Source organism: Caulobacter sp. SRI_008, from assembly GCF_057586355.1.
In genome coordinates this window covers 1-26,094 of the sequence record NZ_JBYCZS010000039.1, presented here as the reverse complement: position 1 = coordinate 26,094, position 26,094 = coordinate 1, and the positions used below count along the sequence as shown (strand labels likewise).

At 69.7% G+C, this 26,094-nt stretch carries 19 protein-coding genes; 12 read left to right on the top strand and 7 right to left on the bottom strand.

Going from position 1 to position 26,094, the window contains the following annotated elements; translation table 11 throughout:
• Positions 1–168: 168 nt before the first annotated feature.
• On the bottom strand, positions 169–1,332 hold the full coding sequence (locus AC2YHT_RS24330) for an aldose epimerase family protein (RefSeq protein WP_487292402.1): 1,164 nt from the start codon (positions 1,330–1,332) through the stop codon (positions 169–171).
• Between the two features lie 128 nt (positions 1,333–1,460).
• On the opposite strand from AC2YHT_RS24330, the gene AC2YHT_RS24325 reads away from it, so the two are divergent.
• The gene (locus AC2YHT_RS24325) at positions 1,461–2,792 is read left to right on the top strand and encodes a sugar MFS transporter (protein ID WP_487292401.1); all 1,332 of its coding nucleotides are present in this window, start codon (positions 1,461–1,463) and stop codon (positions 2,790–2,792) included.
• Positions 2,793–3,030: 238 nt separating this feature from the next.
• Here the strand turns inward: AC2YHT_RS24325 and araD1 are convergent, their stop codons facing one another.
• Complete coding sequence (gene araD1 / locus AC2YHT_RS24320; protein WP_487292400.1) at positions 3,031–4,029, bottom strand: AraD1 family protein; 999 nt, start codon at positions 4,027–4,029, stop codon at positions 3,031–3,033.
• A gap of 280 nt (positions 4,030–4,309) precedes the next feature.
• Between araD1 and AC2YHT_RS24315 the strand changes: the two genes are divergently transcribed.
• Both AC2YHT_RS24315 and AC2YHT_RS24310 read left to right on the top strand, forming a co-directional pair.
• Entirely contained in the window at positions 4,310–5,068 is a 759-nt protein-coding gene (locus tag AC2YHT_RS24315; protein ID WP_487292399.1) for a FadR/GntR family transcriptional regulator, read from the top strand.
• 1,034 nt (positions 5,069–6,102) lie between these two features.
• Positions 6,103–7,665 carry an alpha-N-arabinofuranosidase gene (locus tag AC2YHT_RS24310; protein ID WP_487292398.1) on the top strand — a complete coding sequence of 521 codons (1,563 nt, stop codon included), beginning with the start codon at positions 6,103–6,105 and terminating at the stop codon, positions 7,663–7,665.
• Positions 7,666–7,890: 225 nt separating this feature from the next.
• Here the strand turns inward: AC2YHT_RS24310 and AC2YHT_RS24305 are convergent, their stop codons facing one another.
• The 3 genes from AC2YHT_RS24305 to modA form a co-directional block, all read right to left on the bottom strand.
• Positions 7,891–9,963: a transglycosylase domain-containing protein gene (locus AC2YHT_RS24305; RefSeq protein WP_487292397.1), complete on the bottom strand. Its 2,073-nt coding sequence runs from the start codon at positions 9,961–9,963 to the stop codon at positions 7,891–7,893.
• A gap of 103 nt (positions 9,964–10,066) precedes the next feature.
• Positions 10,067–10,729 (bottom strand): molybdate ABC transporter permease subunit, encoded by a 663-nt coding sequence (gene modB / locus AC2YHT_RS24300; RefSeq protein WP_487292396.1) that lies wholly within the window; start codon positions 10,727–10,729, stop codon positions 10,067–10,069.
• A gap of 5 nt (positions 10,730–10,734) precedes the next feature.
• A complete protein-coding gene (gene modA, locus AC2YHT_RS24295) occupies positions 10,735–11,493 on the bottom strand; it encodes a molybdate ABC transporter substrate-binding protein (protein ID WP_487292395.1) in 759 nt (252 codons plus the stop codon).
• Between the two features lie 120 nt (positions 11,494–11,613).
• On the opposite strand from modA, the gene AC2YHT_RS24290 reads away from it, so the two are divergent.
• From AC2YHT_RS24290 to cobA, 8 genes are all read left to right on the top strand, one after another.
• Positions 11,614–12,399 (top strand): TOBE domain-containing protein, encoded by a 786-nt coding sequence (locus AC2YHT_RS24290; protein ID WP_487292394.1) that lies wholly within the window; start codon positions 11,614–11,616, stop codon positions 12,397–12,399.
• 150 nt (positions 12,400–12,549) lie between these two features.
• Entirely contained in the window at positions 12,550–13,128 is a 579-nt protein-coding gene (locus tag AC2YHT_RS24285; RefSeq protein WP_110121845.1) for an ANTAR domain-containing response regulator, read from the top strand.
• Positions 13,125–14,291, top strand: coding sequence for a CmpA/NrtA family ABC transporter substrate-binding protein (locus tag AC2YHT_RS24280; protein ID WP_487292393.1), 1,167 nt, complete (start codon positions 13,125–13,127; stop codon positions 14,289–14,291). The genes AC2YHT_RS24285 and AC2YHT_RS24280 overlap by 4 nt, the downstream gene beginning before the upstream one ends.
• A gap of 254 nt (positions 14,292–14,545) precedes the next feature.
• Positions 14,546–15,769, top strand: coding sequence for a nitrate/nitrite transporter (locus AC2YHT_RS24275; protein WP_110121843.1), 1,224 nt, complete (start codon positions 14,546–14,548; stop codon positions 15,767–15,769).
• A 25-nt stretch (positions 15,770–15,794) separates the two neighbouring features.
• Positions 15,795–18,260: a nitrite reductase large subunit NirB gene (gene nirB / locus AC2YHT_RS24270; RefSeq protein WP_487292392.1), complete on the top strand. Its 2,466-nt coding sequence runs from the start codon at positions 15,795–15,797 to the stop codon at positions 18,258–18,260.
• On the top strand, positions 18,257–18,610 hold the full coding sequence (gene nirD, locus AC2YHT_RS24265; protein WP_110121841.1) for a nitrite reductase small subunit NirD: 354 nt from the start codon (positions 18,257–18,259) through the stop codon (positions 18,608–18,610). The genes nirB and nirD overlap by 4 nt, the downstream gene beginning before the upstream one ends.
• A gap of 4 nt (positions 18,611–18,614) precedes the next feature.
• On the top strand, positions 18,615–21,299 hold the full coding sequence (locus AC2YHT_RS24260; RefSeq protein WP_487292391.1) for a molybdopterin-dependent oxidoreductase: 2,685 nt from the start codon (positions 18,615–18,617) through the stop codon (positions 21,297–21,299).
• Positions 21,292–22,074: a uroporphyrinogen-III C-methyltransferase gene (gene cobA / locus AC2YHT_RS24255; RefSeq protein ID WP_487292390.1), complete on the top strand. Its 783-nt coding sequence runs from the start codon at positions 21,292–21,294 to the stop codon at positions 22,072–22,074. Before AC2YHT_RS24260 ends, cobA begins: the two co-directional genes overlap by 8 nt.
• A gap of 4 nt (positions 22,075–22,078) precedes the next feature.
• On the opposite strand, the gene mdoH is transcribed toward cobA, so the two are convergent.
• Positions 22,079–23,986 (bottom strand): glucans biosynthesis glucosyltransferase MdoH, encoded by a 1,908-nt coding sequence (gene mdoH, locus AC2YHT_RS24250; protein ID WP_487292389.1) that lies wholly within the window; start codon positions 23,984–23,986, stop codon positions 22,079–22,081.
• Positions 23,987–24,208: 222 nt separating this feature from the next.
• The gene (gene metC, locus AC2YHT_RS24245) at positions 24,209–25,363 is read right to left on the bottom strand and encodes a cystathionine beta-lyase (RefSeq protein ID WP_487292407.1); all 1,155 of its coding nucleotides are present in this window, start codon (positions 25,361–25,363) and stop codon (positions 24,209–24,211) included.
• A gap of 156 nt (positions 25,364–25,519) precedes the next feature.
• On the opposite strand from metC, the gene AC2YHT_RS24240 reads away from it, so the two are divergent.
• On the top strand, positions 25,520–26,053 hold the full coding sequence (locus AC2YHT_RS24240) for a hypothetical protein (RefSeq protein WP_487292388.1): 534 nt from the start codon (positions 25,520–25,522) through the stop codon (positions 26,051–26,053).
• Positions 26,054–26,094: the final 41 nt, after the last annotated feature.

Sequence of the window (26,094 nt, the reverse complement as noted above, 5' to 3'; positions counted from 1 at the left end):
GCGACAAAGCGTCACTTTTTGCGGGAAGAGGCTTGAATTCGCCGTTGGTAGCGCTAACTACAGCCTCGTGAGGCGCGAGCGCCTCTGCCCTTCCTGGGCGTTTCCTCCCTAATGAACTAAGCCCGGCGGGTAACCGCCGGGCTTCTTTTTTGCTCGTTTTCCGCTGGCTTACTTCTGCGTCGTCAGGCGGAAGATCATCACGTTCTTGTAGGTCTGGCCCGGATCCAGCCGCACCGGCGCGAACTGCGGCTTGTTGGGCGCGTCGGGGAAGTGCTGCGGCTCCAGCGCGATGCCGTCGCCCTGGCGATAGATCTTGCCGCTCTTGCCCACGGTCGTGCCGTCGATGAAGTTGCCGGCGTAGAACTGGATGCCCGGCTGGTCGGTCAGGATCTCCAGCACGCGGCCGCTCTTGGGATCGGCCAGCTTGGCCCCGAGACGCAGGGCGCCGCCCGCCTTGCCGGTCAGCACGTAGTTGTGGTCGTAGCCGCGGCCGGCGACGATCTGGGCGTCGCTGGCGTCACGGATCCGATCGCCGACAGCGGTGGGCTTGCGGAAGTCGAACACCGTGCCGGCCACTGGCGTGGTCACGCCCGTCGGGATCAGCTCGCCGTCCACCGGCGAATAGCCGTCTGCGGCGATGGTCAGCACATTGCCCATGGCCCCCTCCGACGCGCCTTCGCCGGCGACGTTGAACAGGGCGTGGTTGGTGATATTGACGATGGTCGGCTTGTCGGTCGTGGCGCCGTAGGTGATCGTCAGCTGGTTGTTCTCGTCCAGCGCATAGGTCGCCGTCGCCGTCAGCGTGCCGGGATAGCCTTCCTCGCCGTCCGGGCTGACATGCTCGAAGGTCACCGAGGCGGTCGGGCCGGCCTTGGCGTCGCGCACCGTCCAGACCACCTTGTCGAAGCCCTTCACGCCGCCGTGCAGCGCCGCTACGCCGTTGTTGTTCAGCGCCAGCTGGTAGGTCTTGCCGTCGAGGGTGAACTTGCCCTTGCCGATGCGGTTGGCGAAGCGCCCGACCGAACCGCCGAAATAGTTGGCCGCCTTCACATATTCGGCCGCGTCCTTGTAGCCGAGCACGATGTCGGCCTTCTTGCCGGCGCGGTCGGGGGCGACCAGCGACTGCAGGGTCGCGCCATAGGTGATGACGGTGGCGCTGACCCCTTTGGCGTTGGTCAGGGTAATCGCCTCGACGGCCTGGCCGTCAGGGGTTTGGCCGAAGGACTTGCGGCTGATCTCGGCCGCCCAGGAAGCCTGGGGGAGGGCTACCGACGCACCCGCGGCGGCGGCGAGTACGGCAAGGCTCGGCAGGACGTGGCGCCAGGTCTTCATCAGTTTCCTCTCCGGATCGGGCCCGCCGCGCTCTGTCGGCGTTGACGGCCATTAGGCCGCCATATACTCAGACAAAAAACTAGGGCGCAACGTCAAGACGTCGCCCTTCGCCAACGGGAGACCCGGGAATGCCCGCACCGATCACCACGTCCGCAGGAGCCGGCGCGGCTAGCGTGGGCGACCCCCGCGCTCAGCGCTCCGCGCTGACCCTGCTGGCCAGCCTCTTCTTCATGTGGGGCTTCATCACGGTCATCAACAACACCCTGCTGCCGCACCTGCGCTCGGTGTTCGACCTCAACTACACCCAGACGACCCTGATCGAGTCGGTGTGGTTCATCGCCTACTTCTTCGCCTCCATTCCTTCGGCCAAGCTGATCGAGAAGATCGGCTACAAGAAGTCGATGGTCACCGGCCTGCTGATCATGGCCTTCGGGGCCCTGCTGATGATCCCGGCCGCCCGCATCCCGTCCTACGGCGTGGTGCTGACCGCTCTGTTCATCGTCGCTTCGGGCATCACCCTGCTGCAGGTCGCCGCCAACCCCTACGTGGCCGTGGTCGGCCCGCCGGAGACGGCCTCCTCGCGGCTCAACCTGGTGCAGGCCTTCAACTCGCTGGGCACCACGCTGGCCCCGCTGTTCGGCGGCTACCTGATCCTCAGCCGCAGCGCCTCGGGCAACGCCGAGGCCGGCAAGGTGCTGACCCAGGCCGAGCGCCTGGCCGACGCCCAGTCGGTGCAGCTGCCCTATTTCATCGTCGCCGTGGTGCTGGTCGCCCTGGCCGTGGTCATCGCCCGCTACAAGCTGCCGGACCTGGGCGGCGCCACCCGCCGCGCCGCAGTCAGCGAGCGAAAGAGCCACTCGCTGTGGAAGCACCGCAACCTGGTGCTCGGCATCCCGGCCATCTTCATCTACCTGATCGCCGAGATCGGCGTGTCGAACCTCTTCATCAACTTCGTCTCCGATCCGAAGATCGGCGGCCTGACCCACACCGAGGCCTCGCGCTACCTGTTCCTGCTGTGGGGCGGGATGATGGTCGGCCGCTTCATCGGCAGCGTCTGGATGCGCAAGGTCGACCCGGCCAAGGTGCTGGCGATCTTCTCGAGCCTGGCCTTCGTGGTGATGATCATCACCACCTTCTCCAGCGGCCCGACCGCCATGTGGAGCCTGATCGCCGTGGGCCTGTTCCACTCGATCATGTTCCCGACCATCTTCACCCTGGGCATCAAGGGCCTGGGCGCGCTGACCGAGGAAGGCTCGGGCCTGCTGGTCATGGCCATCGCCGGCGGCGCCCTGGTCATCGTCCAGGGCAAGATCGCCGACACCTACGGCCTGCAGATCTCGTTCCTGGTCACCGCCATCTGCGAGCTCTACGTGCTGTTCTACGCCCTGTGGGGCAGCCGGGTCACCGCCGAGGAGGCGCCCGTGGCCCTCGAAGGCGAGCCGGCGACGGCTGCCGAGTAAAGTCGGGGAGGGGAGCGGTTCGCCGCTCCCCTCCTTCCGCGCCAAACGAAAAGGCCTCGCACCGCAGGGTGCGAGGCCTTCTTGCTTTGTGGGGTCCTGATCGGTCCCCAATTTCCGAGTATCCCCGCGAAGGCGGGGATCCAAGCCGAGTCTGCGGGCCGAGCTACGAACGCGCCCCATCCTGAGAGTCAGCTTGGGTCCCCGCCTTCGCGGGGACACTCGGATTTTATATGGACGATCAGAGCGCCTTCACCGTCACCGTGACTTCGGCCGGGGCCGCGTCCTGGGCCAGCGGGTTGCGCACCGGCAGGGTGAACGGGGCGGCCTCGATCTCGAACACGTCGCCCAGTTGCGTCTGGAAGCCTTCCGAGAACGACAGGGTGGCCGTGCCGAAGAAGTGCACGTGCACGTCGCCCGGGCGGCGGAACAGCGCGTACTTGAAGTGGTGGTGCTCCAGGTTGGCGATGGTGTGGGACATGTTGGCCTCGCCCGACAGGAAGGGCTTCTCCCACACGGTCTCGCCGCCGCGCACGATCCGGCTCGCGCCGCGCACGTCGGCCGGCAGCTCGCCGCTCAGCAGTTCGGGGCCGAGCGCCGCCTGGCGCAGCTTCGAGTGGGCCAGCCACAGATAGTTGCCGCGCTCGATCACGTGGTCGGAGAACTCGTTGGCCAGGCAGAAACCCAGGCGGTGCGGCGTGCCGTCAGGACCGATCAGGTAGACGCCGGCGATCTCGGGCTCCTCGCCGCCGTCCTTGGCGAACGAGGGCGAGGTCAGGGCCTGGCCCGGACCGACCAGCTGCGTGCCGTCGCCCTTGTAGAACCATTCCGGCTGCACGCCTTCCTGGCCGTCGGCGGGCTTGCCGCCCTCGACGCCCATCAGGAACATCCGCATCGAGTCGGTCAGCTGCTCGCCGCTTTGCGCGGCCTTGTGCATCTTGTCGCGGCCCTCGGCCGAGCCCAGGTGGGTCAGGCCGGTGCCGGTCATCACCAGGTGGGCGGGGTCGGCGTGGTCGATCGGGGCCAGGACCCGGCCCTCGGCCAGGGCGGCGGCGACGTCGATCGTCTCGCCCAGCGGGGCGGCCGCGTCGGCCAGGCTGACGCCCTTGTCCACGGCCTGCTGGGCCAGGGCGTAGAGCGTGTCGGCGGCGCCGACCTTGCGGGCCGCGCCCGTGTCGTCGATCGCCGCGAGGGCGCGGGCGCCGTCGGGCGTCTTCAGCTGCACGAACCGCAAGGGCATGGTCGATCCTCTCGTTTGTAATTAGTCAGACAAATAGCGATCGCGGCGGGCAAGTCAAACCCGGATATATGGGCTTCGAGCCGCCCGCCGAACGGCCGGCGAGGGGGCTTCGGATCGGCCGCCAGCCGTTCTATCACCTGATTTATCATACTTTTACCAGGCGGGGTCGCGGCGCCTGAATGTTCGCCTTGAGGTGAATTTCCTTGTCGTCAGACAATTAGTCTCGCTAGAGTCGTCCGCATCACCGGCGGCGACGCCGTTTGGCGACAGCGGAGGCGGCGTGGGCAAGGCGAAGGGTTCGGGCGCGGACGGCGAGTTCGAGCGCGAGGAGGGGTTCTCCGGCCGGATCCACGGGTCGATCGCGCGCACCCTGGGAATCGCCATCGTCTCGGGCCAGTACCAGCCGGGCGACGTGCTCAACAACGAGATCGACGCCAGCGTCCAGCTGCACGTCTCGCGCAGCGCCTATCGCGAGGCCATCCGCATCCTGGCCGCCAAGGGCCTGGTCGAGAGCCGCCCCAAGGCCGGCACCCGGGTCAGCCCGCGTTCGCGCTGGAGCCTGCTGGATCCCGAGGTCCTGGCCTGGTTCTTCGAGGCCGAGCCCAGCGAGGAGTTCCTTACCGGCCTGCACGAACTGCGGATGATCGTCGAGCCGGCCGCCGCGGCCCTGGCCGCCGAACGCCGCGACGAGGACCAGCTGGAGCGCATGCGCACGGCGCTGATCCAGATGCAGCAGCACACCCTGGCCACCGAAGCGGGCCGGGCCGCCGACCGCGACTTCCACGACACCGTGCTCGAGGCCACCAGCAACGAACCGCTGCGCACCCTGTCCAGCAGCATCGGCGCCGCCGTGCGTTGGACCACCATCTTCAAGCAGCGCGACCGCGAACTGGCCCGCGACCCGATTCCCGACCACTGGAAGGTCTTCGACGCCATCGCCGCCGGCCGCGCCGACCAGGCCCGCCAAGCCATGGAACGCCTCGTCGGCCTCGCCCAGGACGACACCCGCGCCGCGATCTCGCGGCGGACGCCGGCTTAGATCCGGGGACGGGTTGCCTCTCTCCCGTAAAATCCCCGCGAAAGCGGGGACCCAGGTTTTTTCGGCCATCCAAGGCGCTCGACGATAAAACGCCTGGGTCCCCGCTTTCGCGGGGATTTTACGGTTGGGGGTCTGCGGACGGGGATTGGCGAGCGTCTATCCCCGGCGATCTCAGCACGAACCCCAACCAATCCAGCCGCTTGCAACTTTCTCAGCGCTCTGGATCAGACGCGCTGAAACCCGCTGCATAATGGACCCCGTCCCGTCGCAGGGAGAGGGCGCAAGGATCCGGCCCGAAGCGTGCGGCGGCGATGCGATCGAGCGGGGCTGAAGGAGCGGCGAGAGCCGGGCCTGAAGGCTTAAATGAGGATGGAGGACGTAAACCCATCCATCGGGAGCTTGCCTAATAGGCTCCCGCCCGTCCGAGGGGCCGCTCCGGCGCCTTCTGTCTGCACGCGATGGCTAGCGAAGCTTACAGCCCGGTTCCGGGGAAGGCACACGCCGAAGGGGGTGAAGGGCGGAAGAGGCCCGCGCGCCCCGGCCTGAGGGATAACGATCGCGCGGGGCGTCAGAGCTTCGTCGAAACGGTATTCAAACACACAGCTCCGGGCGAGGCCCGGACGCCCCGCGCCCTCTCCACACCCTCAGCGGTTCACCGCGTGAGATCGCCCACCCGTTCCCTCTCCCCTTGCGGGAGAGGGTGGCCCCCGCGAAGGCGGGGGTCGGGTGAGGGGTCTCTCAAAACTGAAAGCCGCGTGCAGCGGTCAGGCCGGGTGAAGCGTCTCAAGTCTGAGAAACCCCTCATCCGACGGCCTTCGGCCGCCACCTTCTCCCGCAAGGGGAGAAGGGCTTCTGGAAATCATCCGACAAGCCCCGAACCTCCGCCGCCTGACTATGTCGTTGTATTGCTGGCCCCCACACGACGCCCCGCCTCGATTGACGCTCCGTACGCCCGAGTATACTCAGACAAATAACAACGTGCCGTGTCGACATCCGTGCGACCGAGCCACGTGGCGACGAGAGGGAGAAATCAAGTGAACTCGAAGATGCTGAAGCACGCCCTGATGGGCGGCGTCGCCGCGGTGCTGCTGGCGGCCGGCGCGGCCGGCGCCCAGACCAAGGTCGGCGGGACGCTGCGCGCCGACCAGCCCGGCGCGGTCATCCAGCCCGAGGTCTACGGCCAGTTCGCCGAGCACCTGGGTCGCGGCATCTACGAAGGCGTCTGGGTCGGCGAGGACAGCAAGATCCCCAACATCAAGGGCTACCGCAAGGACGTGGTCGACGCCCTCAAGGCCCTGAAGGTGCCGGTCGTGCGCTGGCCGGGCGGCTGCTTCGCCGACGACTACCACTGGCGCGACGGCATCGGCCCGCGCGACAAGCGCCCCGTCCGCGTCAACGTCCTGTGGGGCGGCGTCGAGGAGCCCAACAGCTTCGGCACCCACGAGTTCATGGACTTCGCCGAGCTGATCGGCACCAAGACCTATGTCGCCGGCAATGTCGGCGCCGGCACGCCGCAGGAAATGGGCCAGTGGCTCGAGTACCTGACCTCGCCCACCCAGTCGACCATCGCCAACGAGCGTCGCGCCAACGGCCGCGACAAGCCCTGGAAGGTCGACTATTTCGGCGTCGGCAACGAGAACTGGGGCTGCGGCGGGCAGATGACGCCCGAGCACTACACCAACCTCTACCGCAACTTCGCCGAGTTCGTGCGCGCGCCGCGCGGCAACCGTCCGGTCAAGGTGGCCTCGGGCCCGAACGCCCAGGACTACAACTGGACCGAGGTCCTGATGAAGGGCGCGGCCAAGAACATGGGCGCGCTCAGCCTGCACTACTACGTCATCCCGACCGGCGACTGGGGCAAGAAGGGCTCGGCCACCGTGTTCGACGAGCAGGCCTGGGGCGACACCCTGGTCCAGGCCGAGAAGATGGAAGAGCTGGTCTCCAAGCACAGCGCCATCATGGACAAGTACGACCCCGAGAAGAAGGTCGGGCTCTATGTCGACGAATGGGGCGTCTGGTACGACGTCGAGCCGGGCACCGAGCCGGGCTTCCTCTACCAGCAGAACACCATGCGCGACGCCATGGTTGCCGCCACGACCCTCAACATCTTCCACAAGCACGCCGACCGGGTGCGCCTGGCCGCCATCGCCCAGATGGTCAACGTGCTGCAGGCGATGATCCTGACCGACAAGGAAAAGATGGTCCTGACGCCCACCTACTGGGTGTTCGACCTCTACAAGCCCTTCCAGGGCGCGACCTATCTGCCGGTCGAGATCGATGCGCCGCAGTACACCATCGGCAAGTCGTCGGTTCCGGCCGTGACGGCCACCGCCGGCAAGGGAACCGACGGCCTCGTCCACCTGGCCCTGACCAATGTCGACCCAAACAAGACCGCCACCATCTCGGTGAAGCTGACCGGCCTTTCCGCCAAGACCGCCAAGGGCCGCGTCCTGACCGGTCCGGAAATGTCCTCGCGCAACACCTTCGACAAGCCCGACGCCGTCAAGCCGGTCGAGTTCAAGGGCGCGACCATCAAGGGCGACGTCCTGACCGCCACACTGCCGGCCAAGTCGGTGGTGGTGCTGGACCTGAACTGAACTCCGGCGGATCGCTGAAACGACGAAGAGCGCCGGTGAAGACCGGCGCTCTTTTTCGTTCCGCCCTCAAAGCTCGTCATCCCGGCCGAAGCGCGCAGCGCGTAGAGCCGGGACCCAGGGGCCGCCGCAATGCGTTGGCGGTCGCCAGGGCGCTCGACCTTATCGCTGCGCCCGGTCCCCTGGGTCCCGGATCGGCCTTCGGCCGTCCGGGATGACGATCAGGGGTTACGGGAGGTTCGTCGGGCCGCGCGGCTCGGCCGCCGGGGCAGGAGCCGCCGGCGCCGGAACCGGCACGGGAGCCGGCGGGGCCGGAGCCGTCGGATCCACCGGCGCCTGGCCCTCGACCGGCGCGGCTTCCGGCTGCAGCGGCAGGCCGTCGGGACCGAGCAGCGGCTCGGCCAGGCTCGGGTCCTCGGCGGCCGTGGTTGCGTCGTCTTCGGCCGGCTTGGGCGCGCCGCCGGTGGCCGACAGGGCGAAGGCCTTCCAGATCTTGGCCGGCAGGCCGCCGCCGACCACGCCGTTCATGGCGCTGTTGTCGTCGTTGCCGACCCAGACGCCGATCACCAGGTCGCCGACATAGCCGACGAAGATCGCGTCGCGATAACCCTGCGTCGTGCCGGTCTTGCCGAAGGCGCCGGGGATGGCGGCCTCCACGCCGGTGCCGCGGTGCACGGCCGAGCGCAGCAGGTCGCGCATGCCGGCCAGTTCGGCCTTCGACAGGGCGCGAGGATTCTTCGACGGCTTCCAGTCGGCCAGGCCGTGGGCCACCACCGGGGTCTCGCCGGCGGCGATGGCGGCGTAGGCGCTGGTCAGTTGCACCAGGCTCATCGGCCCGGTGCCCAGCGCCAGGGTCAGGTCGTCGGGAATCGGTTCGGTGACGCCGAGGTCGCGGGCCGTGGCCACGATGGCCTTGCGGCCGACCTGCTGGGCCAGGCGCACGGCGGCCACGTTGGACGAGCCGGCGAAGGCGGTGATCAGCGGCACTTCGCGGCCGGCGTACTTGCCCTCGTGGTTCTTCGGGCTCCAGCCGCGCACGTCGACCGGCGCGTCGAGGATCGGCGAGGTCGGGGTCATGCCCTGGCGGATGGCGGCCAGGTAGACGAACAGCTTGAAGGCGCTGCCCGGCTGGCGGCCGGCGTCGGCGCGGTTGAACTGGCTGGCCTTGTAGTCGCGGCCGCCGACCATGGCCACGACCCGGCCGTCGGTGCGCATGGCCACGATCGCGCCCTGGGTGACGTTCAGCACCTTGCCGTCGCGGGCGATGGCGTCGTTGAGGATCTTCTCGGCCTTGGCCTGCAGCTTGGCGTCCAGGGTCGTCTGGACGATGGTCTCGCCGTAGCGGGCGTCATAGGCGGCGCGGGCCTGCGGGAACACCCAGTCGGCGAAGTAGGAACCGGTCGGCAGCTTGTCGCGCGGCGGGATCGGATGCATGTCGCGCTTGGCCTTGTCGGCCTGGCCTTGCGTGATCACCTCGGTCTCGACCATGGCGCCCAGCACCACGTCCATCCGCTCGCGGGCGCCTTCGAAGTTCTCGGTCGGAGCCAGGCGCGAGGGGGCCTTGACCATGCCGGCCAGCATGGCGGCCTGGCCGACGCTGAGCTTCTCGGGCGTGGTGTCGAAATAGTGCCGGGCCGCGGCCCGCAGCCCGAACGCGCCTTCGCCGAAATAGACCGCCGACAGGTAGCGCGACAGGATCTCTTCCTTCGAAAGCCGCGCCTCCAGCCACAGGGCGATCAGCGCCTCCTGCGCCTTGCGGCGAAGATTGCGGTCGTTGCTGAGGAAGGCGTTCTTGGCCAGTTGCTGGGTGATGGTCGAGCCGCCCTCGGACACCCCGCCGGCCTTGGCGTTGGCGCCCACGGCGCGGGCGATCGCCTTCGGGTCGATGCCCATGTGCGAATAGAAGCGCCGGTCCTCGATGGCGATGAAGGCGCCGGGCACATAGGCCGGCAGCTTCGAGGCCTCGATCGGGGCCTCCTTGTACGAGCCGCGCCGGGCGATCGGCGTGCCGTCAGAAGCCATCAGCACCATGGTCGGGTTGCTGGCCGGCTCCAGGGCCCGGCCCAGCGGCAGCGACCACAAGAGCCAGGTCACGACCGCGACGATGGCCAAGACGAAGACGCCGGCGCCGATCTGCCACGGCCGCTGCTTCCAGATCGGAATGCGCGGGGCCGGGGTGGGCGCTTCCGTCGCGGGCGCCGCCTCGATCTCTTCCATTTCGGGAGCGACCGCTTCCACGGTCTCCTCGACCTTGGGGGCGTCGTCGTCGGAACCGGTGTTCGGAGCGGCGGGATCGGACATGCGCGATGGAACTCGAAGGCGGGCCGAGAGGGGGCGAAGGCGCGTCAATAGCACAGGCGTGGCAGTCGCCCAGCGTCCGCGTGCCAAATAGGGAAGCGCCCGTTCAGGCCGGAGCGCTCCGCCGACGCTCGAGCAGCAGCAAGGTCAGCGCCGCCAGAAAGCCGAAGGCCAGCAGCAGGGCCGACAACTGGTGGGCCTTGTCCCATTCCAGGCTCTCGACCAGGCGGTAGATCTCGATCGACAGCACCTGCGTCTCACCTGGAATGCCGCCGCCCAGCATCATCACCACCCCGAACTCGCCGATCGTATGGGCGAAGGCCAGCAGGGCCGCGACGGCGTAGCCGGGCAGGGCCAGCGGCAGAGCCACGCGCCAGAAGGTCGCCGCCTTGCCCGCGCCCAGGGTGGCGGCCGCCTCCAGCGGCTCGTCGCCGATGGCCAGGAAGGCGTTGCGCAGCGGCTGCACGGCGAAGGGCAGGGAATAGACCAGCGAGCCGATCACCAAGCCCTCGAAGGTGAAGGCCAGGGTCCGCACCCCGAACGGCGCCAGCAGGAGCATCAGCGGGCTCTTCGGCCCGAGCGCGATCAGCAGATAGAAGCCCAGCACCGTCGGAGGCAGAACGATCGGCAGGGCGACGAGCGCCCCGACCACCGGCTTCAGAACCGACCGGCCCCGCGCCAGCCACCACGCCAGCGGCGTCGACAGCGCCAGCAGCAGCACGGTGACGATCGTGGCCAGCTTCAGGGTCAGCCAGACGACCTCGGCCATGGCCGTCAGCGCACCTCGTAGCCGTAGCGGCGGATGATCGCCTTGGCCTCGCGGCCTTTCAGGAAGGCCAGGAACGCCTTGGCCGCCTCACTGTTTTCGCCGGTCTTCAGCAGCACCGCCTGCTGGTCGATCGGGGTGTGGTCGGCCTTCGGCACCAGCCAGCGCGAGCCGCCCTTGTCGTCGATCACCTGCGACAGGGCCACGAAGCCGAGTTCCGCCGCGCCGGTCTGGACGTACTGGTAGGCCTGGGTGATCGAAGCGCCAGTGACGATCTTCGGCTTCAGGGCGTCTTGCAGCTTGAGCTTGGTCAGCGTCTCGACCGCCGCCAGGCCGTAGGGCGCGGCCTTCGGGTCGGCGATCGACAGCTTCTGGAAATTGCCCTTGGCCAGCACCGCGCCCTTGCCGTCGACCAGGCCCGGGATCTTGCTCCACAGGACGAGACGGCCGGTGGCGTAGGTGAAGCGCGAACCGGGCACGGCCAGGCCTTCGGCCTCGGCCTTCTGCGGCCGCTCGACGTCGGCCGACAGGAAGACCTCGTAGGGCGCGCCGTTGGCGATCTGGGCGTAGAACTGGCCAGACGAGCCGAAGCTCAGCGTCGCCTTGTGGCCGGTGGCCTTCTCGAACTTCTCGGCGATGGCTTTGGCCGGCTCGGTGAAGTTGGCGGCCACCGCCACCTTGGTCTCGCCCGCGAAGGCCGCGCCGGCGACCAGCGACAGCGCTCCGGCCACGATAGCGGCGAGCAGGGGGTGGCGGGCGAGGGGCATCGGCGGCTCGGTTCGGCGGTTATGCATCGTGAGTACATAACGAGCTTTCGCCGGCTGTCAGGCTGTTTTTTCGAGGCCAGCCGGGCGACAAGCGGGCGAATGGAGTCGAAAGGCGTCTCGATGAGCGAAGCGGGCGATCTCAGCGCCAGCCTGATCCTGAGGCGCGGGGCCCTGGCCCGTGTCAGCCTGGAGCGCATCGCCCTGGTCGAGGCCGTGGCCGAGCTCGGCTCGATCAGCGCCGCCGCCAAGCGCCTGGGCCTCAGCTACAAGGGCGCCTGGGACGCCGTGCAGGCGCTCAACAACCTGTTCGACGCCCCCCTGATCGCCGCCAGCGCCGGCGGCAAGTCCGGCGGCGCGGCCCAGGTCACCGCTCGCGGCCATGCGGTCATCAAGGCCTTTCGCGACATGGAGCGCGAGGTCGGGGCGGCTCTTTCGCGGCTCGAAGCGGGTCTGGCGTCCGAAGACGGCGCCGAGCTCTTCTGGAGCCTTGGCCTGCGCACCAGCGCCCGCAACGCGCTGCGCGGAACCGTCGTGGCCCTGGCCCCGGCCGGCGTCACGGTCGAGGTTCGCCTGGCCCTGGGCGGCGGTTTGGAGATCACCTCGGTGATCACTCGCCGCAGCGCCGAGGAGCTGGGCCTGGCCGTGGGGCGGCCCGCCGTGGCCCTGATAAAGTCGAGCTTCGTACGCTTGGCCGCCGAGCCGCCCGCCGCGTCCGGGGGCAACCGGCTGTCAGGCGTCGTTCTCGACCGCGAGGACGGCGAGGCGGCCAGCGAGATCGTCGTCGCCCTGGCCGAGGGCAAGACCCTGGTCGCCACGGTCGCGCGGGACCTCGCCGGGGCTTTCGAATCCGGCGCCGGCGTCCACGCGCTGATCGCGCTGTCGGACGTGATCCTGGCTGTCGATTAGGCCGGCGCCACCCTTGGTCGCAGAGGCGGCGGGCCTGATCTGCACTAGCACTATGCAACGGCGCCTCATGCTTGAGCGGAACTATGTACAAGCATGGCCATGGGCGCAAAACGCTCCCCCCGCGCCGTCGCGGTCCTTAGGGCGATAGCCATGCGCGTTCTCGTCATCGATCCGGATCCGGCCCGCGCCGCCTTGGTGGCCGAAGGGCTGGAGGGCGTGCACCCGCTGGAGGTCCGTCGTTCGGCCCGCTTCGACGAGCGCGAAGCGATCGAGTTCGCGCCCGACGTGGTGGTGATCGCCGCCGAAAGTCCCGATCGCGACACGCTGGAAAGCCTGCGCGAGGCCAGCCAGGCCAATCCGCGTCCCGTGGTGATGTTCGTCGACCGCTCCGAGCCGGGCCTGGCCGAACAGGCCGTGCGGGCCGGCGTGGCGGCCTATGTCGTCGACGGCCTGGCGCCGGCGCGCGTCCGGCCGATTCTCGACGTGGCCATGAGCCGCTTCGCCCTGACCCAGCAGCTTCGTGGGGACCTGGCCAAGGTGAAGGCCGACCTGGAGGCCCGCAAGACGGTCGAGCGGGCCAAGGGGCTGCTGATGAAGGAGCGGGGGCTGGACGAGGACGGCGCCTATCGCCTGCTGCGCAAGCTGGCCATGGACCGCGGCAAGCCCATCGGCGCGATCGCCGCCGACCTGTTGGCTTTCGCGGGAGTGTTGAAGGGGGACGCCTCTTGAGCGGGCTCGCCGATCTGAAGCTGGGCTTCATTCCTCTGACCGACTGCGCGCCGCTGGTGGTGGCCAAGTCTCTCGGCTTCTTCACCGAGGAAGGGCTCGACGTTTCTCTGAGCCGCGAGGCCTCTTGGGCGACGATCCGTGACAAGGTCGCCGTCGGCGCGCTGGACGGCGCCCACATGCTGGCGCCCATGGCCCTGGCCGCGGCGGCCGGCGCGACCGGCGGTCTGACGCTCGACGTCGGCCCCTCGCTGATCGCCCCCATGGCTCTGAACCGTAACGGCAGCGCCATCACCGTCTCGACCGCCCTGGCGGACGCCATGCGCGCGGCTGATCCGGAGGCGATGGCCGAGCAGCCGATCTCGGCCCGGGCCCTGGCCCCGGTGATCGCCGAACGGGCGGGGCAGGGGCTGTCGCCCCTGACCTTCGCGGTCGTGTTTCCCTACTCGATGCACAATTACGAACTGCGCTACTGGCTGGCGCAGGCCGGGATCGACCCGGACCGTGACGTGCGCCTGGTCGTCACCCCGCCGCCGCGCATGGTCGAGCAGATGCGGGCCGGCGACATCGACGGCTTCTGCGTCGGCGCGCCTTGGAACGCCGTGGCCGTGCTCGAAGGCCTGGGCGAGGTGCTGATCAGCGCCTCGGCCTTCTGGCCGGGCGGTCCCGATAAGGTGTTCGGCGTCACCGAGGCCTGGGCTCACCACTATCCGGACGAACTGCGCGCCGCCCTGCGGGCGATGATCCGCGCCTCGGCCTGGGCCGACGATCCCACCAACCGCCAGGACCTGATCGACCTCTTGGCCCGCCCCGACCACGTCGGCGTCGCGCCCGAGGCCCTGGCCCGCGCGCTGAACGACGAGATCGTCTTCCACCGCGACGGCGCGGGCCTGCCGCGCCGCGAGCATGCCCTATGGTTCCTGTCGCAGATGGTGCGCTGGGGGCAGGTCGCGGCCGACATCGATCTCGAGGCGGCGGCCGACGCGGTCTATCGCCCGGACATGTTCCGCGCCGCCGCCCTGACCGCGGGTCCTGTCGTCGATCCCGCCCAGGTGTTCGACGACGGCCCGCCGGCGCTGGCGCCGCTATTCGAGGGACCGGCCTTTGATTCCACGCTCGCCGGCCGGTACGCCGCTGGGTTTTCGATCGGCCGCGCTCGCGCCTGAGGCGCTTTCACCTCTCGCATCTGCACAATGCCTGGGCGCCGTCGGCGCCCTTTTGCTGAGCAATCATGCTGTGGCGACGTTGTGCAGGGCGGCGCCTCTTCGGTTCGTGACATCCGTCCCCGGACCGTTGTTCTGTTAGCTCAAGCCTTCGGACAACGGCGTCCGTGGCTGCCAGAGACGACCGCTCGGATGCGGTCACCCGACGAGGCGACGACGCCTCGCTCTTGCAGACACGCAACACTCCGAGGCGCATCATGATCTCTCGTGACTTCCTCAAGGCCGGCCATACGCCGACCCTGTTCGCCGCGTTCCTTTATTTCGACCTGTCGTTCATGGTCTGGGTGATCCTGGGCCCGCTGGGCGTGGCCATCGCCAAGGATTTCGGGCTCGACCCGGCCCAGAAGGGCCTGATGGTCGCCATTCCCGTGCTGGCCGGCGCCCTGCTGCGCCTCGTCAACGGCATCTTGGTCGATCGCATCGGCCCCAAGAAGACCGGCATGTTCGGCCAGCTGATCGTGCTGGGCGGTCTGGTCACGGCCTGGCTGCTGGGCGTGCACAACTACAATCAGGTCCTGGCCCTGGGTGTGATCCTGGGCGTGGCCGGCGCCTCCTTCGCCGTCGCTCTGCCGCTGGCCTCGCGCTGGTATCCGCAGGAGCACCAGGGCCTGGCCCTGGGCATCGCCGGCGCCGGCAACTCGGGCACGGCCCTGGCCGCCCTGTTCGCGCCGATGCTGGCCAAGACCTTCGGCTGGCAGAACGTCATCGGCCTGGCCGCCATCCCTCTCGCTGTGGCTTTCGTCGTCTACATGCTGCTGGCCAAGGACGCTCCCGAGCAGCCCGCGCCCAAGAAGCTGGCCGAGTATCTCGACGTCCTGAAGGTTCCTGACGCCTGGTGGCTGATGCTGCTCTACGGCGTAACCTTCGGCGGCTTCGTCGGCCTGGCCTCGTCGCTGACCATCTACTTCAACGCCGAGTACGGCCTGGATCCGGTGATCGCCGGCTTCTTCACCGCCGCCTGCGTCTTCGCCGGCTCGTTCATCCGCCCGGTCGGCGGGGGTCTGGCCGACCGCTTCGGCGGGGTGCGCACCCTGACCGTCGTCTACGCCCTGGCCGCCTTCGGCCTGGCGGTGGCCAGCTTCAAGCTGCCCTCGCACTGGCTGGCCCTGGCGGTGCTGATGTTCTCGATGCTGGCCCTGGGCGCTGGCAACGGCGCGGTGTTCCAACTGGCCCCGCAGCGCTTCCGCAAGGAGATCGGCGTCATGACCGGCCTGATCGGCATGACCGGCGGCATCGGCGGTTTCTACCTGGCCTCGACCCTCGGTCTCGCCAAGAAGCTGACCGGCGACTACCAGATTGGCTTCCTCGGCTTCGCGCTCCTGGCGCTGTTCGCGCTCTTCGCCCTGCACGGCCTCAAGGCCCGCTGGCGCGCCGTCTGGCCGACCCTGCACGGCGCCGAAGCCGCTCCGGTTCGCGTCTGATCCTCTTTTCCAAGTGAGCAAAGTCATGACCAAGGAAAAGCTGGTCGTCATCGGCAACGGCATGGCCGGGTGCCGGGCGGTCGAAGAGATCCTCAAGCGCGATCCCTCGCGCTACGAGATCTCGATCTTCGGCGCCGAGCCGCGGGTCAACTACAACCGCATCATGCTGTCGCCGGTGCTGGCTGGCGAGAAGACCTTCGACGACATCGTCATCAACGACGAAGCCTGGTATCGCGACAACGGCATCACCCTGCATGCCGGCCGCTGGGTCACCGGAGTCGATCTGGAAGCCCGCAAGGTGATCGCCGAGGGCGGCCTGGAAGTCGCCTACGACAAGCTGATCCTGGCCACCGGCTCGGATCCGTTCCGCCTGCCGCTGCCGGGCGCCGACCTGTCGGGCGTGGTGACCTTCCGCGACCTCGACGACGTCGACGCCATGATCGCCGCCTCGGCCAAGCCCGGCGCCCGCGCCGTGGTCATCGGCGGCGGCCTGCTGGGCCTGGAAGCCGCCTATGGCCTGGCCCGCCGGGGCATGGGCGCCACGGTCGTCCACCTGATGGACGTGCTGATGGAGCGCCAGCTCGACGAGAGCGCCGGCTATCTGCTGCGCGAGGCCCTGCTGGAGCGCGGCGTCGAGACCGTGCTCGGCGCCCACTCCGAAGCCATCGTCGGCGAGGACGGCAAGGTCACGGGCCTGAAGCTGAAGGACGGCCGCACCCTGCCTTGCGACATCCTGGTGATGGCCGTGGGCATCCGCCCGAACGCTACCCTGGCAAAGGCTTCGGGTCTGCAGGTCAATCGCGGCATCATCGTCGACGACGCCATGCGCACCTCCGATCCAGCGGTGTTCTCGGTCGGCGAATGCGTCGAGCACCGCGGCAACTGCTACGGTCTGGTGGCCCCCATCTGGGACATGTGCCGGGCCCTGGCCGAGGAACTGACCGACGGGGCCGGCGCCTATGCCGGCTCGGTGCTGTCGACCCGACTGAAGGTCTCGGGCGTTGACGTGTTCTCGGCCGGAAAGTTCGCCGGCGGCGAGGGCTGCGAGGACATCGTGTTCCGCGACGCCGGCCGCGGCGTCTACAAGCGCGTGGTGATCGAGGACGGCAAGGTCGCCGGCGCGGTGCTGTTCGGCGATGCGGCCGACGGCGGCTGGTACTTCGACCTGATGAAGGCCGGGACCGACGTCGCCGACATCCGCGACACGATCATCTTTGGTCAGGCGATCACGGAAGGTCTGTCCGGCCTGGACCCTAGTGCGGCCGTTGCGGCCATGCCCGATACGCAGGAAATCTGCGGCTGCAACGGCGTCTGCAAGGGGGCGATCACTTCCGCCATCACCACCCAGGGCCTGACCAGCCTGGACGACGTGCGCGCCGTCACCAAGGCCTCGGCCTCGTGCGGCTCATGCACGCCGCTGGTCGAGCAGGTCATCCGCGCCACGCTCGGCGACGGCTTCAAGGCCCAGACCGGCCCCAAGCCGATGTGCAAATGTACGCACCATCCGCATGGCGTGGTGCGCGAGGCGATCCTGGCCCAGGACCTGAAGTCCATGCCCGCCGTCATGCAGGCCATGGAATGGACCACCCCCGACGGCTGCGCCTCGTGCCGCCCGGCCCTGAATTACTATCTGCTGTGCGCCTGGCCCGGCGAATACAAGGACGACAGCCAGTCGCGCTTCATCAACGAGCGCGTCCACGCCAACATCCAGAAGGACGGCACCTATTCGGTCGTGCCGCGCATGTGGGGCGGCATGACGACGCCCGATGAGCTGCGCGCCATCGCCGACGTCGCCGACAAGTACGCGATCCCTTCGGTGAAGGTGACCGGCGGCCAGCGCATCGACCTGCTGGGCGTCAAGAAGGACGACCTGCCGGCGGTGTGGGCCGACCTCAACGCCGCGGGCATGGTCAGCGGCCACGCTTACGCCAAGGGCCTGCGCACGGTGAAGACCTGCGTCGGCAGCGACTGGTGCCGGTTCGGCACCCAGGACTCCACGGGCCTCGGCATCAAGCTCGAGAAGTTCATGTGGGGCTCGTGGGCGCCGGCCAAGGTCAAGCTGGCCGTGTCGGGCTGCCCCCGCAACTGCGCGGAATCGACCTGCAAGGACATCGGCGTGATCTGCGTCGACAGCGGCTACGAGATCCATGTCGGCGGCGCCGCCGGCCTGCACATCCAGGGCACGCAGCTGCTGACCAAGGTCGCCACCGAGGAAGAGGCGATCCAGCTGATCTCGGCGGTTATGCAGATGTACCGCGAGGGCGGCTGGTACCTGGAGCGGATCTACAAGTGGATGGCCCGCATCGGCCTGGAAGCCATCCATGCCGCCACCGTCGAGGACCTCGACAACCGCGCCGCGCTCTTCGCCCGCTTCGTGAAGTCGCAGGAGACCGCCCAGGTCGACCCGTGGGCCGAACGCGCCTCGGGCGGCGTCGAGGCCGGTGAATTCAAGCCGATGGCGACGCTTCCGATGGGGATGGCTGCGGAATGACGATCCAGACTTTCGACATCGATCCGGCCTGGCACGACGTCGGCGCCGTCACCGACATCCCGGAGCGCGGTTCGCGTCGGGTGGCGACGGCGCAGGGCGACGTGGCGGTGTTCCGCACCAGCGACGGCCAGGTCTTCGCCCTGGTCGACCGTTGCCCGCACAAGCACGGTCCACTGAGCCAGGGCATCGTCCACGGCCACGGCGTGACCTGCCCGCTGCACAGCTGGGTCATCGACCTGAAGACCGGCCATCCCACCGGCGCCGACGCCGGCAAGGGCTGCACGCCGGTGGTGCCGGTGCGGGTGCAGGACGGCCGCGTCCTGCTGGCCCAGCCGGTGATGGCGGACTGACGCCATGGCCGACGGCTCCGGCGTCATCGCGACGGTCAGGACCACCTGCCCCTATTGCGGCGTCGGTTGCGGCGTCGCGGGCGCGGCGGGAGGCGGCAGGACGCTGGCGGTGTCCGGCGACGCCGCTCACCCGGCCAACAAGGGCCGGCTGTGCTCCAAGGGCTCGGCCCTCGGCGCCACGGTCGGCCTGCAGGGCCGTCTGCTGGAGCCTACGATCAACGGCCGTGTCGCCAGTTGGGGCGAGGCCACGGCCCTGATCGCCAAGCGCTTCCGCGACACCATCGCCCGCCACGGCCGCGACAGCGTCGCCTTCTACGTCTCCGGCCAGCTGCTGACCGAGGACTACTACGTCGCCAACAAGCTGATGAAGGGCTTCATCGGCTCGGGCAACATCGACACCAACAGCCGTCTCTGCATGGCCTCGGCCGTCGCCGCCCACAAGCAGGCTTTCGGCGCCGATCTGGTGCCCGGCTGCTACGAGGATCTCGACGAGGCCGACCTGGTGGTCTTCGCCGGCCACAACGCCGCCTGGACCCATCCGATCCTGTTCCGCCGCCTGGAGGCCGCCAAGGCCCGCGGCCAGAAGCACGTGGTCATCGACCCGCGCCGCACCGACACCGCCGAGGGCGCCGACCTTCACCTGGCCCTGGCGCCGCAGAGCGACGTGCGGCTGTGGAACGGCCTGCTGGCCGAACTCGACCGTCGCGGCCAGCTCGACCTCGACTACATCCGCGAGCACGTGAACGGCTTCGACGCCGTCCGCGAGGCGCTGGCCCAGGACGACCAGTCGCCCGCCGCCGTCGCCGCCGACTGCGGCCTGGCGATCGAGGACCTGCTGGCCTTCTACGACCTGTTCGCCGCCCACCCGAAGACAGTCAGCCTGTTCTCGATGGGCTCCAACCAGTCGGCCCAGGGCGTCGCCAAGGGCCTGGCGATCATCAACACCCATCTGGCCACCGGCCGGATCGGCAAGCCGGGCGCCTGCCCGTTCTCGATCACCGGCCAGCCCAACGCCATGGGCGGGCGCGAGACGGGCGGCATGGCCAACACCCTTGCCGGCCACATGGACTTCGCAGCCGAGGACCGCGACCGCGTCGCCCGCTTCTGGGGCGCGCCCGACACCGCTCGCGCCCCGGGCCTCAAGGCCGTCGAGATGTTCGAGGCCGTGCGGTCGGGCAAGATCAAGGCGATCTGGGTGATGGCGACCAATCCCGCCGTCAGCCTGCCGGACGCCGACGCGGTGCGCGAGGCGCTGGAGGCGTGCCCGTTCGTCGTCGTTTCCGACTGCGTCGAGACCGACACCACGGCCTACGCCCATGTGAAGCTGCCGGCCCTGGCCTGGGCCGAGAAGGACGGCACGGTCACCAATTCCGAGCGCCGCATCTCGCGCCAGCGGGCCCTGTTCCCCGCGCCGGGCCAGGCCCGCGCCGACTGGCGGATCATGGCCGACGTCGCCCAGGGCATGGGCTTCGACGGCTTCGGCTGGCCTTCGCAGGCCTCGATCTTCCGCGAGTGGGCGCGCCTGACGGCCTACGAGAACAAGGGCTCGCGCCTGCTCGACCTGACGGGCATGGCCGCCATGACTCCCGACGACTACGCCGCCATGGCCCCGATCCAGTGGCCGGTCCGTGTGACCGGGCAGGGGACGCCGCGCCTGTTCGTGGACGGCCGCTACCAGACGCCCGATGCTCGCGGCCGGATGGTTCCGGTCCATCCCAAGGGGCCGGCCGACGCGGTCAGCGACGCCTATCCGATGTCGCTCAACACCGGCCGCATCCGCGACCAGTGGCACACCATGACCCGCACGGGCCTGGCCCCCGACCTCTGCCGTCACGCGCCCGAGCCCTTCGTCGAGATTCATCCGCGTGACGCGGAAGCCGCCGGGATCAAGGACGGCACCCTGACGCGGGTCTCCACCGTGCGCGGCGAGGCCGTCGCCCTGGCCAAGGTCACCGACCGCCAGCGGCCCGGCGGCCTCTTCATGCCGATGCACTGGACCGACGCCTTCGCGCCGTCGGGCAAGTCCAACCACCTGATCGCGCCGAACCTCGACCCCACCTCCGGCCAGCCGGAGTTCAAGCACACCCCGGCCCGGGCGCGTCCCTATCGCGAGACCTGGAAGGGTTTCTTCCTGACCCGCGAGAGCATCGCCGCGCCGGCCAATCTCGATCTGGTCTGGCGGCGCATCCCGCAGGACGCCGCCCAGCTGCACGAGTTCGCCGGCCGAGGCGACGCCTCCGAGCGCGAGGCTCTGCGCAAGCGCCTGACCAAGGGCCTGACGGGCGAGACCACCGTGTTCGAGGACGCCGGCGCCGGATCGCGTCGCGAGGCCTGGATCGAGGACGGCAGGCTGGTCGCCGTGCTGTTCCAGACCGCCGCTGGTCGCCTGCCGCCGCGCGACTGGCTGGCCGACCTGTTCGCGCTCGACCAGTTGTCCGCGCAGGACCGCTCGTCGCTGCTGATCGGCCGCCCGCCCGGCGCGCCGGTCGACAAGGGTCCGATGGTCTGCGCCTGCCTGAAGGTCGGCGCCAAGGCCGTGGACGCCGCCATCGCGGCTGGAGCCACCACCGCCGACGCGGTCGGCGCGGCCACCGGCGCCGGAACCAATTGCGGCTCGTGCCGTCCGGAGATCGCCCGGATGATCGCCGCCGCCGCTTCCCTCAAGGCCAAGGAGACCGCCGATGCGTGACGTGTCGCTGGGAGACGTTCTGCTCGTCGGCGCTGGTCCGGGTCCGGTGGACCTGATGACCCTGCGCGCCGCCCGTGCGGTCGAGGGCGCTCAGGCGCTGCTCTACGACGCCCTGGTGTCGGACGAGGCGATCGCCCTGGCGCCGGCCGGCTGCGTGCGGATCCTGACCGGCAAGCGCTCGGGCCGGCCCAGCATGAAGCAGGAGGCGATCAACCGCCTGATGCTGCGTCTGGCCCGTCGAGGTCTGCGCGTGGTGCGGCTCAAGGGCGGCGATCCGTCGGTGTTCGGCCGGGTGGGCGAGGAGGCCGAGTTTCTTCGTGCGCATGGCGTGTGCGTCGAGGTGGTGCCCGGCGTCACCGCCGCCAGCGCCGCCGCCGCGCAGTTCAACTTCCCGCTCACCCATCGCGGCGAGGCCCGCCGGGTGATCTTCACCACGGCCCGCGTCGGCAGCGGCGACGTGATCGAAGACTGGGCCGCCGCTTCGGATCCCGAGGCCACGGTCGCGGTCTATATGGGCGGGGAAGCCGCCGCGGAACTTGGCCGCCGCCTGATCGCGGCCGGTCGTTCGCCCAGCACGCCGGCCCTGGTCGTGGAGCGGGCCGGGGATCCGGCCGCGGCCCTGCGTACGGGTCGTCTCGACACGCTGCCGCAACTGCTGGCCGGCGGAACCGGCGGCCCGGTCCTGATCGTCATCGGCGCCGTCGCCCGCCGCGCCCAGGACCTGCGCTGGACGCCCGAGTTGGCTCAGATCGAAGCAGAGGCGATCCGGGCCTGAGGGCTCATGCCGCCGCCATCGCGGCCGCGGCCTCTTCCTCGTCCTCACGGCGACGCGGCTGCGGACCGGCCACGCGGCCGTAGGCCTCGCGCAGCAGGCGTGAGGGCGACTGCTCGCACGGCGCGACCAGCAGGCCCCGCTTGCGCAGGGCCACGCCCCAGCGGGCGCTGCCGGTCAGCACCGACGCGGCCGGGGCGATCAGCAGACCCACGGCGGCCGGCAGGATCCAGATCCCCAGCGACGGGCCGGCGATCGCCGCGCAGGCCAGCAGCGCGAGGCCGGCGACCATCTCCGGCGCATGCCGTTTCAAGGCCTCGCGCCAGGCCATCTTGTCGACGTCACGACGCTGGGCGGCCCAGCCGGAGTCGCGGCCGGCCAGGATGTCGAGCAGGCAGCGGGCGTGGCCGAACAGCACCGTCGGCGCCGTCAGGGTCGAGTGCACGGTCTCCAGCGCCACCGAGGCCCACAGGCGACGGGCGCCGCCGAAGCCGTCGGCGCGGCCCTCCATGCAGGCGAGAACGACGGCCAGCAGCTTGGGGACGGCCAGGAAGCCCAGCGACACGGCGAAGGCCGCGCCCGCGCCTTCTTCGAGAAAGAGTTCCTCCTGCGCGCCGCCCAGGACAGGGAAGGCGGCCAGCAGGGCGCTCAGCACCACCAGCAGCAGCCAGACCGGCGCCAGCGCATAGGCCAGGGCGCCGCGCAGCAGGTGCAGGCGGCTGACCGGATGCAGGCCCTTCACGCCCAGGATCCCCAGGTGCTGCAGGTTGCCCTGGCTCCAGCGGCGGTCGCGCACCAGCATGTCGGACAGGGTGGGCGGGGCCTCCTCGTGCACGTCCTCCAGCGTCGGGGCCATGCGCACGGCCCAGCCGCCGCGGCGCAGCAGGGCCGCCTCGACGAAATCGTGGCTGAGGATCGCGCCCCCGAACGGCGCCTTGCCCGGCAGGTGCGGCAGGCCGCAGCACTCGGCGAAGGCCCGCGTGCGGATTATGGCGTTGTGACCGAAATAGTTGGCCTCGGCGCCGCTCCACCAGGCCAGCGCCCAGGTCGCCAGCGGTCCGTAGGCCCAGGCGGCGAACTGCTCGGCCCGGCCGAACAGGGTGTTGCGGCCGACGATGGTCGAGCCGGCCTGGAGGACGCCCAGCGTCGGGTCGGTCTCCATGGCCCCGGCCATGCGGCGCAGCGAGCGGGCGCTCATCAGGCTGTCGGCGTCGAGCACCGCCATGCATTCGTAGGCGCCGCCGAACCGGCGGACCCAGTCGGCGAGGTTGCCGGTCTTGCGGTCGATGTTGGCCTCGCGGCGGCGGTAGTAGAGGCGGGTGGGCGAGGGGCCGGCGCGGGCGGCCAGCACCGCGCGGCGCTCGGCCTCGGCGATGTCCGGGGCGCGGGTGTCGCTCAGCACGAAGACGTCGAAGGTCGAGGACAGGCGCTCGCGGTCGAGATCGGCGCGCATAGCCTCGATGCGGGCGAACACGGCGGCCACGTCCTCGTTGTAGATCGGCGCCAGCAGGGCGACCCGCTTGCGCAGGTGCGGCGGCGGATCGTCCAGCCGCCGCTCCCAGCTGTCGGGGTTCAGCGCCAGCTGGAAGCCGCCCAGGGCCGCGGCGCAGGAAAAGCCGGTCCATGCCAGCAGGGCAGCGACCAGCAGCGCGTCGATCCATTCCAGCACGGTGACGCCGCCGCCCACGAAGGCGTCCAGCATGGTCGTCAGGCCAAAGCCGAAGGACAGCAGGGTGAAGGCGGCCAGCGCCAGCCGCCGCCGCTGGCGAGAGCGCGCCAGCCGTCGCCTGGAGGGCGGCGCCGACAGCGGCCGCACGGGCATGTCGAGCTCGGATTCCTGCGGTAGCCAGGCGTCCGGCCTCGCCTCGTGGGGAATGTTGCAAGGCGGAAGCCGGTCGGCGAGGCGTATGTCCATCGAGGGTCCTTTCGCGCGAAGAACCCTCACCCAGGCAATGGGTTGCGATGCGAAGGAAATATAACCACGGTCACGTTTCGCGAGCCGTGGCCAAGCTCTCGATCTGCTGAAACGAGCAGCAGTTTCAGAGATTTGGCCGCAGTCGCGCCTTGTTTGCGGCGAAGCTGCGGCAATTGTTGCGACGCGGAAAATAAGCGGTGCGCGGACGGATCCGCGCTCCCGTCAGGCGGCCTTCAGCGCCGCGAAGCCGTGTTCCAGGTCGGCGATCAGGTCGGACGGATCCTCCAGCCCGATGTGCAGACGCAGCAGCGGTCCTTCCAGGTTCAACGGCGTCGAGCGGCTCTTCAGTTGCGGGTCGCAGTGGATCGCCAGGCTCTCGAAACCGCCCCAGGAGAAGCCGAGGCCGAACAGGGTCAGGGCGTCGAGGAAGGCGTGCACCGACTTCTGCGAGGCCGGCTTCAGCACCACGCCGAACAGGCCGCAGGCGCCGCTGAAGTCGCGCTTCCAGATTGCGTGGCCGGGATCGTCGGGCAGGGCCGGGTGCAACACGCGGGCGACTTCCGGACGCTGTTGCAGCCAGCGGGCCACGGCCAAGCCGTTCTGTTCGTGGCGCGGCATCCGTGTGGCCAGGGTGCGCAGCCCGCGCAGCATGGCGTAGGCGTCGTCGGGCGACACCGACCAGCCGACGTCCCACATGGCGTTGCCCAGCTCGTCGCCGATCACCGGGTCCATGGTCGTGGCGCTGCCCATGAAGCAGTCGGAGTGACCGCCGACATATTTGGTCAGGGCCTGGACGCTGATCGTCACCCCGTGGGCCAGCGGCTTGAACAGCAGGCCCGCGCCCCAGGTGTTGTCGATCAAGGTGAGGATGCCGCGCGCGTTGGCGGCCGCGGCGATGGCCGGCACATCCTGCATCTCGAAGGTCAGGGAGCCCGGGGCCTCCAGCAGGATTAGCCGGGTCTTCGGGCCGGCCAGGGCGATCAGGGCGTCGGCGTCCAGGGCGGGGTCGTAATAGCGGGTGGTGACGCCGAAGCGGGTGAGGAAGCGGTCGCAGAACCGGCGCGTGGGCTTGTAGGCGCTGTCGACCACCAGCACGTCGTCGCCGGCCTTCAGCACGGCCATCATGGCTCCGGTGATCGCCGCCAGGCCCGAGGGGTACAGCGTCACGTCCGGCGAGCCTTCCAGCTCGGCCAGGGCCGCCTGCAGGGCGGCGGGCGAGGACAGGCCGGTGATGCCGTAGGTCAGCTGGCTGTCATCGTACAGCGAGGCGGCGTTGGGCAGCAGCACGGTCGAGCCGCGCTGGATCGGCGGGTTGACGGTCCGCGCCAGCGACTGGGCCTGCAGGCCCGAACGGATCAGGCGGGTCTTTTCGTCCATGGCGGCGGGACTCGTGAGCACGGGAAGGAACGCCTCGTTTAAGAGCGCCGGCGGTTGCGGTTCAAGGATTTGATCGTCGCCGTGGCGACAGGGCGCGAGAATCTGCCATCCAGGCGCGAGCGCGCCGGCGGTGGCCGGCGGATGAGGGGGAGTAGCATGAGAGTTGTGGTTCTGGGCTTTGCGCTGTGTTCGGCGCTTTCGGGCGGCGTCGCCATGGCCGAAGAGCCTCCCGTCGGCCCGCCGGCCGAGGTGAAGGCCCTGGCGGGTTGCTGGAGCGGCGAGGGGGTGGTGATGGGCAAGCCCGTGACCATCGCCCTGGCCGTCAAGCCCGTGGCCGGCGACGCGATGATGCTGATCGAGGCCGACAGCCACGCCAAGGCCGACCCGGCCGACGCCTACGCCGCCCACCTGCTGTTCGGCGGCCGCACGACCAAGGCGGGCGAGCCGGCCGCGATCGTCGGCCTGTGGGCCGACAGCTTCGGCGGCGACGGGGCTTCGTTGGGGGCGGGCGCGGTCGCCGCCGACGGGTTCGAGGTGGCCTATCCCTACGGCCGCTCCAGCTTCGTCAATCGCTGGAGCCACAAGGCCGACAAGCTGTCCTGGAGCATCGTCATGCGCGACGCCGCCGGCAAGGAGCAGGGCTTCGCGGCCTATGACCTGGCCCGGACGGCGTGCGCCAAGGGGCGGTGAATTAGAAGCTGAGCGGCCGACAACTTTGAGCCTTCTCCCCT

What these genes read in the sequence shown, in the direction of transcription:
- AC2YHT_RS24330 (WP_487292402.1), bottom strand. Translation starts at nt 1,332, where the DNA reads ATGAAGACCTGGCGCCACGTCCTGCCGAGCCTTGCCGTACTCGCCGCC.
- AC2YHT_RS24325 (WP_487292401.1), top strand. Translation starts at nt 1,461, where the DNA reads ATGCCCGCACCGATCACCACGTCCGCAGGAGCCGGCGCGGCTAGCGTG.
- araD1 (WP_487292400.1), bottom strand. Translation starts at nt 4,029, where the DNA reads ATGCCCTTGCGGTTCGTGCAGCTGAAGACGCCCGACGGCGCCCGCGCC.
- AC2YHT_RS24305 (WP_487292397.1), bottom strand. Translation starts at nt 9,963, where the DNA reads ATGTCCGATCCCGCCGCTCCGAACACCGGTTCCGACGACGACGCCCCC.
- modB (WP_487292396.1), bottom strand. Translation starts at nt 10,729, where the DNA reads ATGGCCGAGGTCGTCTGGCTGACCCTGAAGCTGGCCACGATCGTCACC.
- modA (WP_487292395.1), bottom strand. Translation starts at nt 11,493, where the DNA reads ATGCCCCTCGCCCGCCACCCCCTGCTCGCCGCTATCGTGGCCGGAGCG.
- AC2YHT_RS24290 (WP_487292394.1), top strand. Translation starts at nt 11,614, where the DNA reads ATGAGCGAAGCGGGCGATCTCAGCGCCAGCCTGATCCTGAGGCGCGGG.
- AC2YHT_RS24285 (WP_110121845.1), top strand. Translation starts at nt 12,550, where the DNA reads ATGCGCGTTCTCGTCATCGATCCGGATCCGGCCCGCGCCGCCTTGGTG.
- AC2YHT_RS24275 (WP_110121843.1), top strand. Translation starts at nt 14,546, where the DNA reads ATGATCTCTCGTGACTTCCTCAAGGCCGGCCATACGCCGACCCTGTTC.
- nirB (WP_487292392.1), top strand. Translation starts at nt 15,795, where the DNA reads ATGACCAAGGAAAAGCTGGTCGTCATCGGCAACGGCATGGCCGGGTGC.
- nirD (WP_110121841.1), top strand. Translation starts at nt 18,257, where the DNA reads ATGACGATCCAGACTTTCGACATCGATCCGGCCTGGCACGACGTCGGC.
- AC2YHT_RS24260 (WP_487292391.1), top strand. Translation starts at nt 18,615, where the DNA reads ATGGCCGACGGCTCCGGCGTCATCGCGACGGTCAGGACCACCTGCCCC.
- cobA (WP_487292390.1), top strand. Translation starts at nt 21,292, where the DNA reads ATGCGTGACGTGTCGCTGGGAGACGTTCTGCTCGTCGGCGCTGGTCCG.
- mdoH (WP_487292389.1), bottom strand. Translation starts at nt 23,986, where the DNA reads ATGGACATACGCCTCGCCGACCGGCTTCCGCCTTGCAACATTCCCCAC.
- metC (WP_487292407.1), bottom strand. Translation starts at nt 25,363, where the DNA reads ATGGACGAAAAGACCCGCCTGATCCGTTCGGGCCTGCAGGCCCAGTCG.
- AC2YHT_RS24240 (WP_487292388.1), top strand. Translation starts at nt 25,520, where the DNA reads ATGAGAGTTGTGGTTCTGGGCTTTGCGCTGTGTTCGGCGCTTTCGGGC.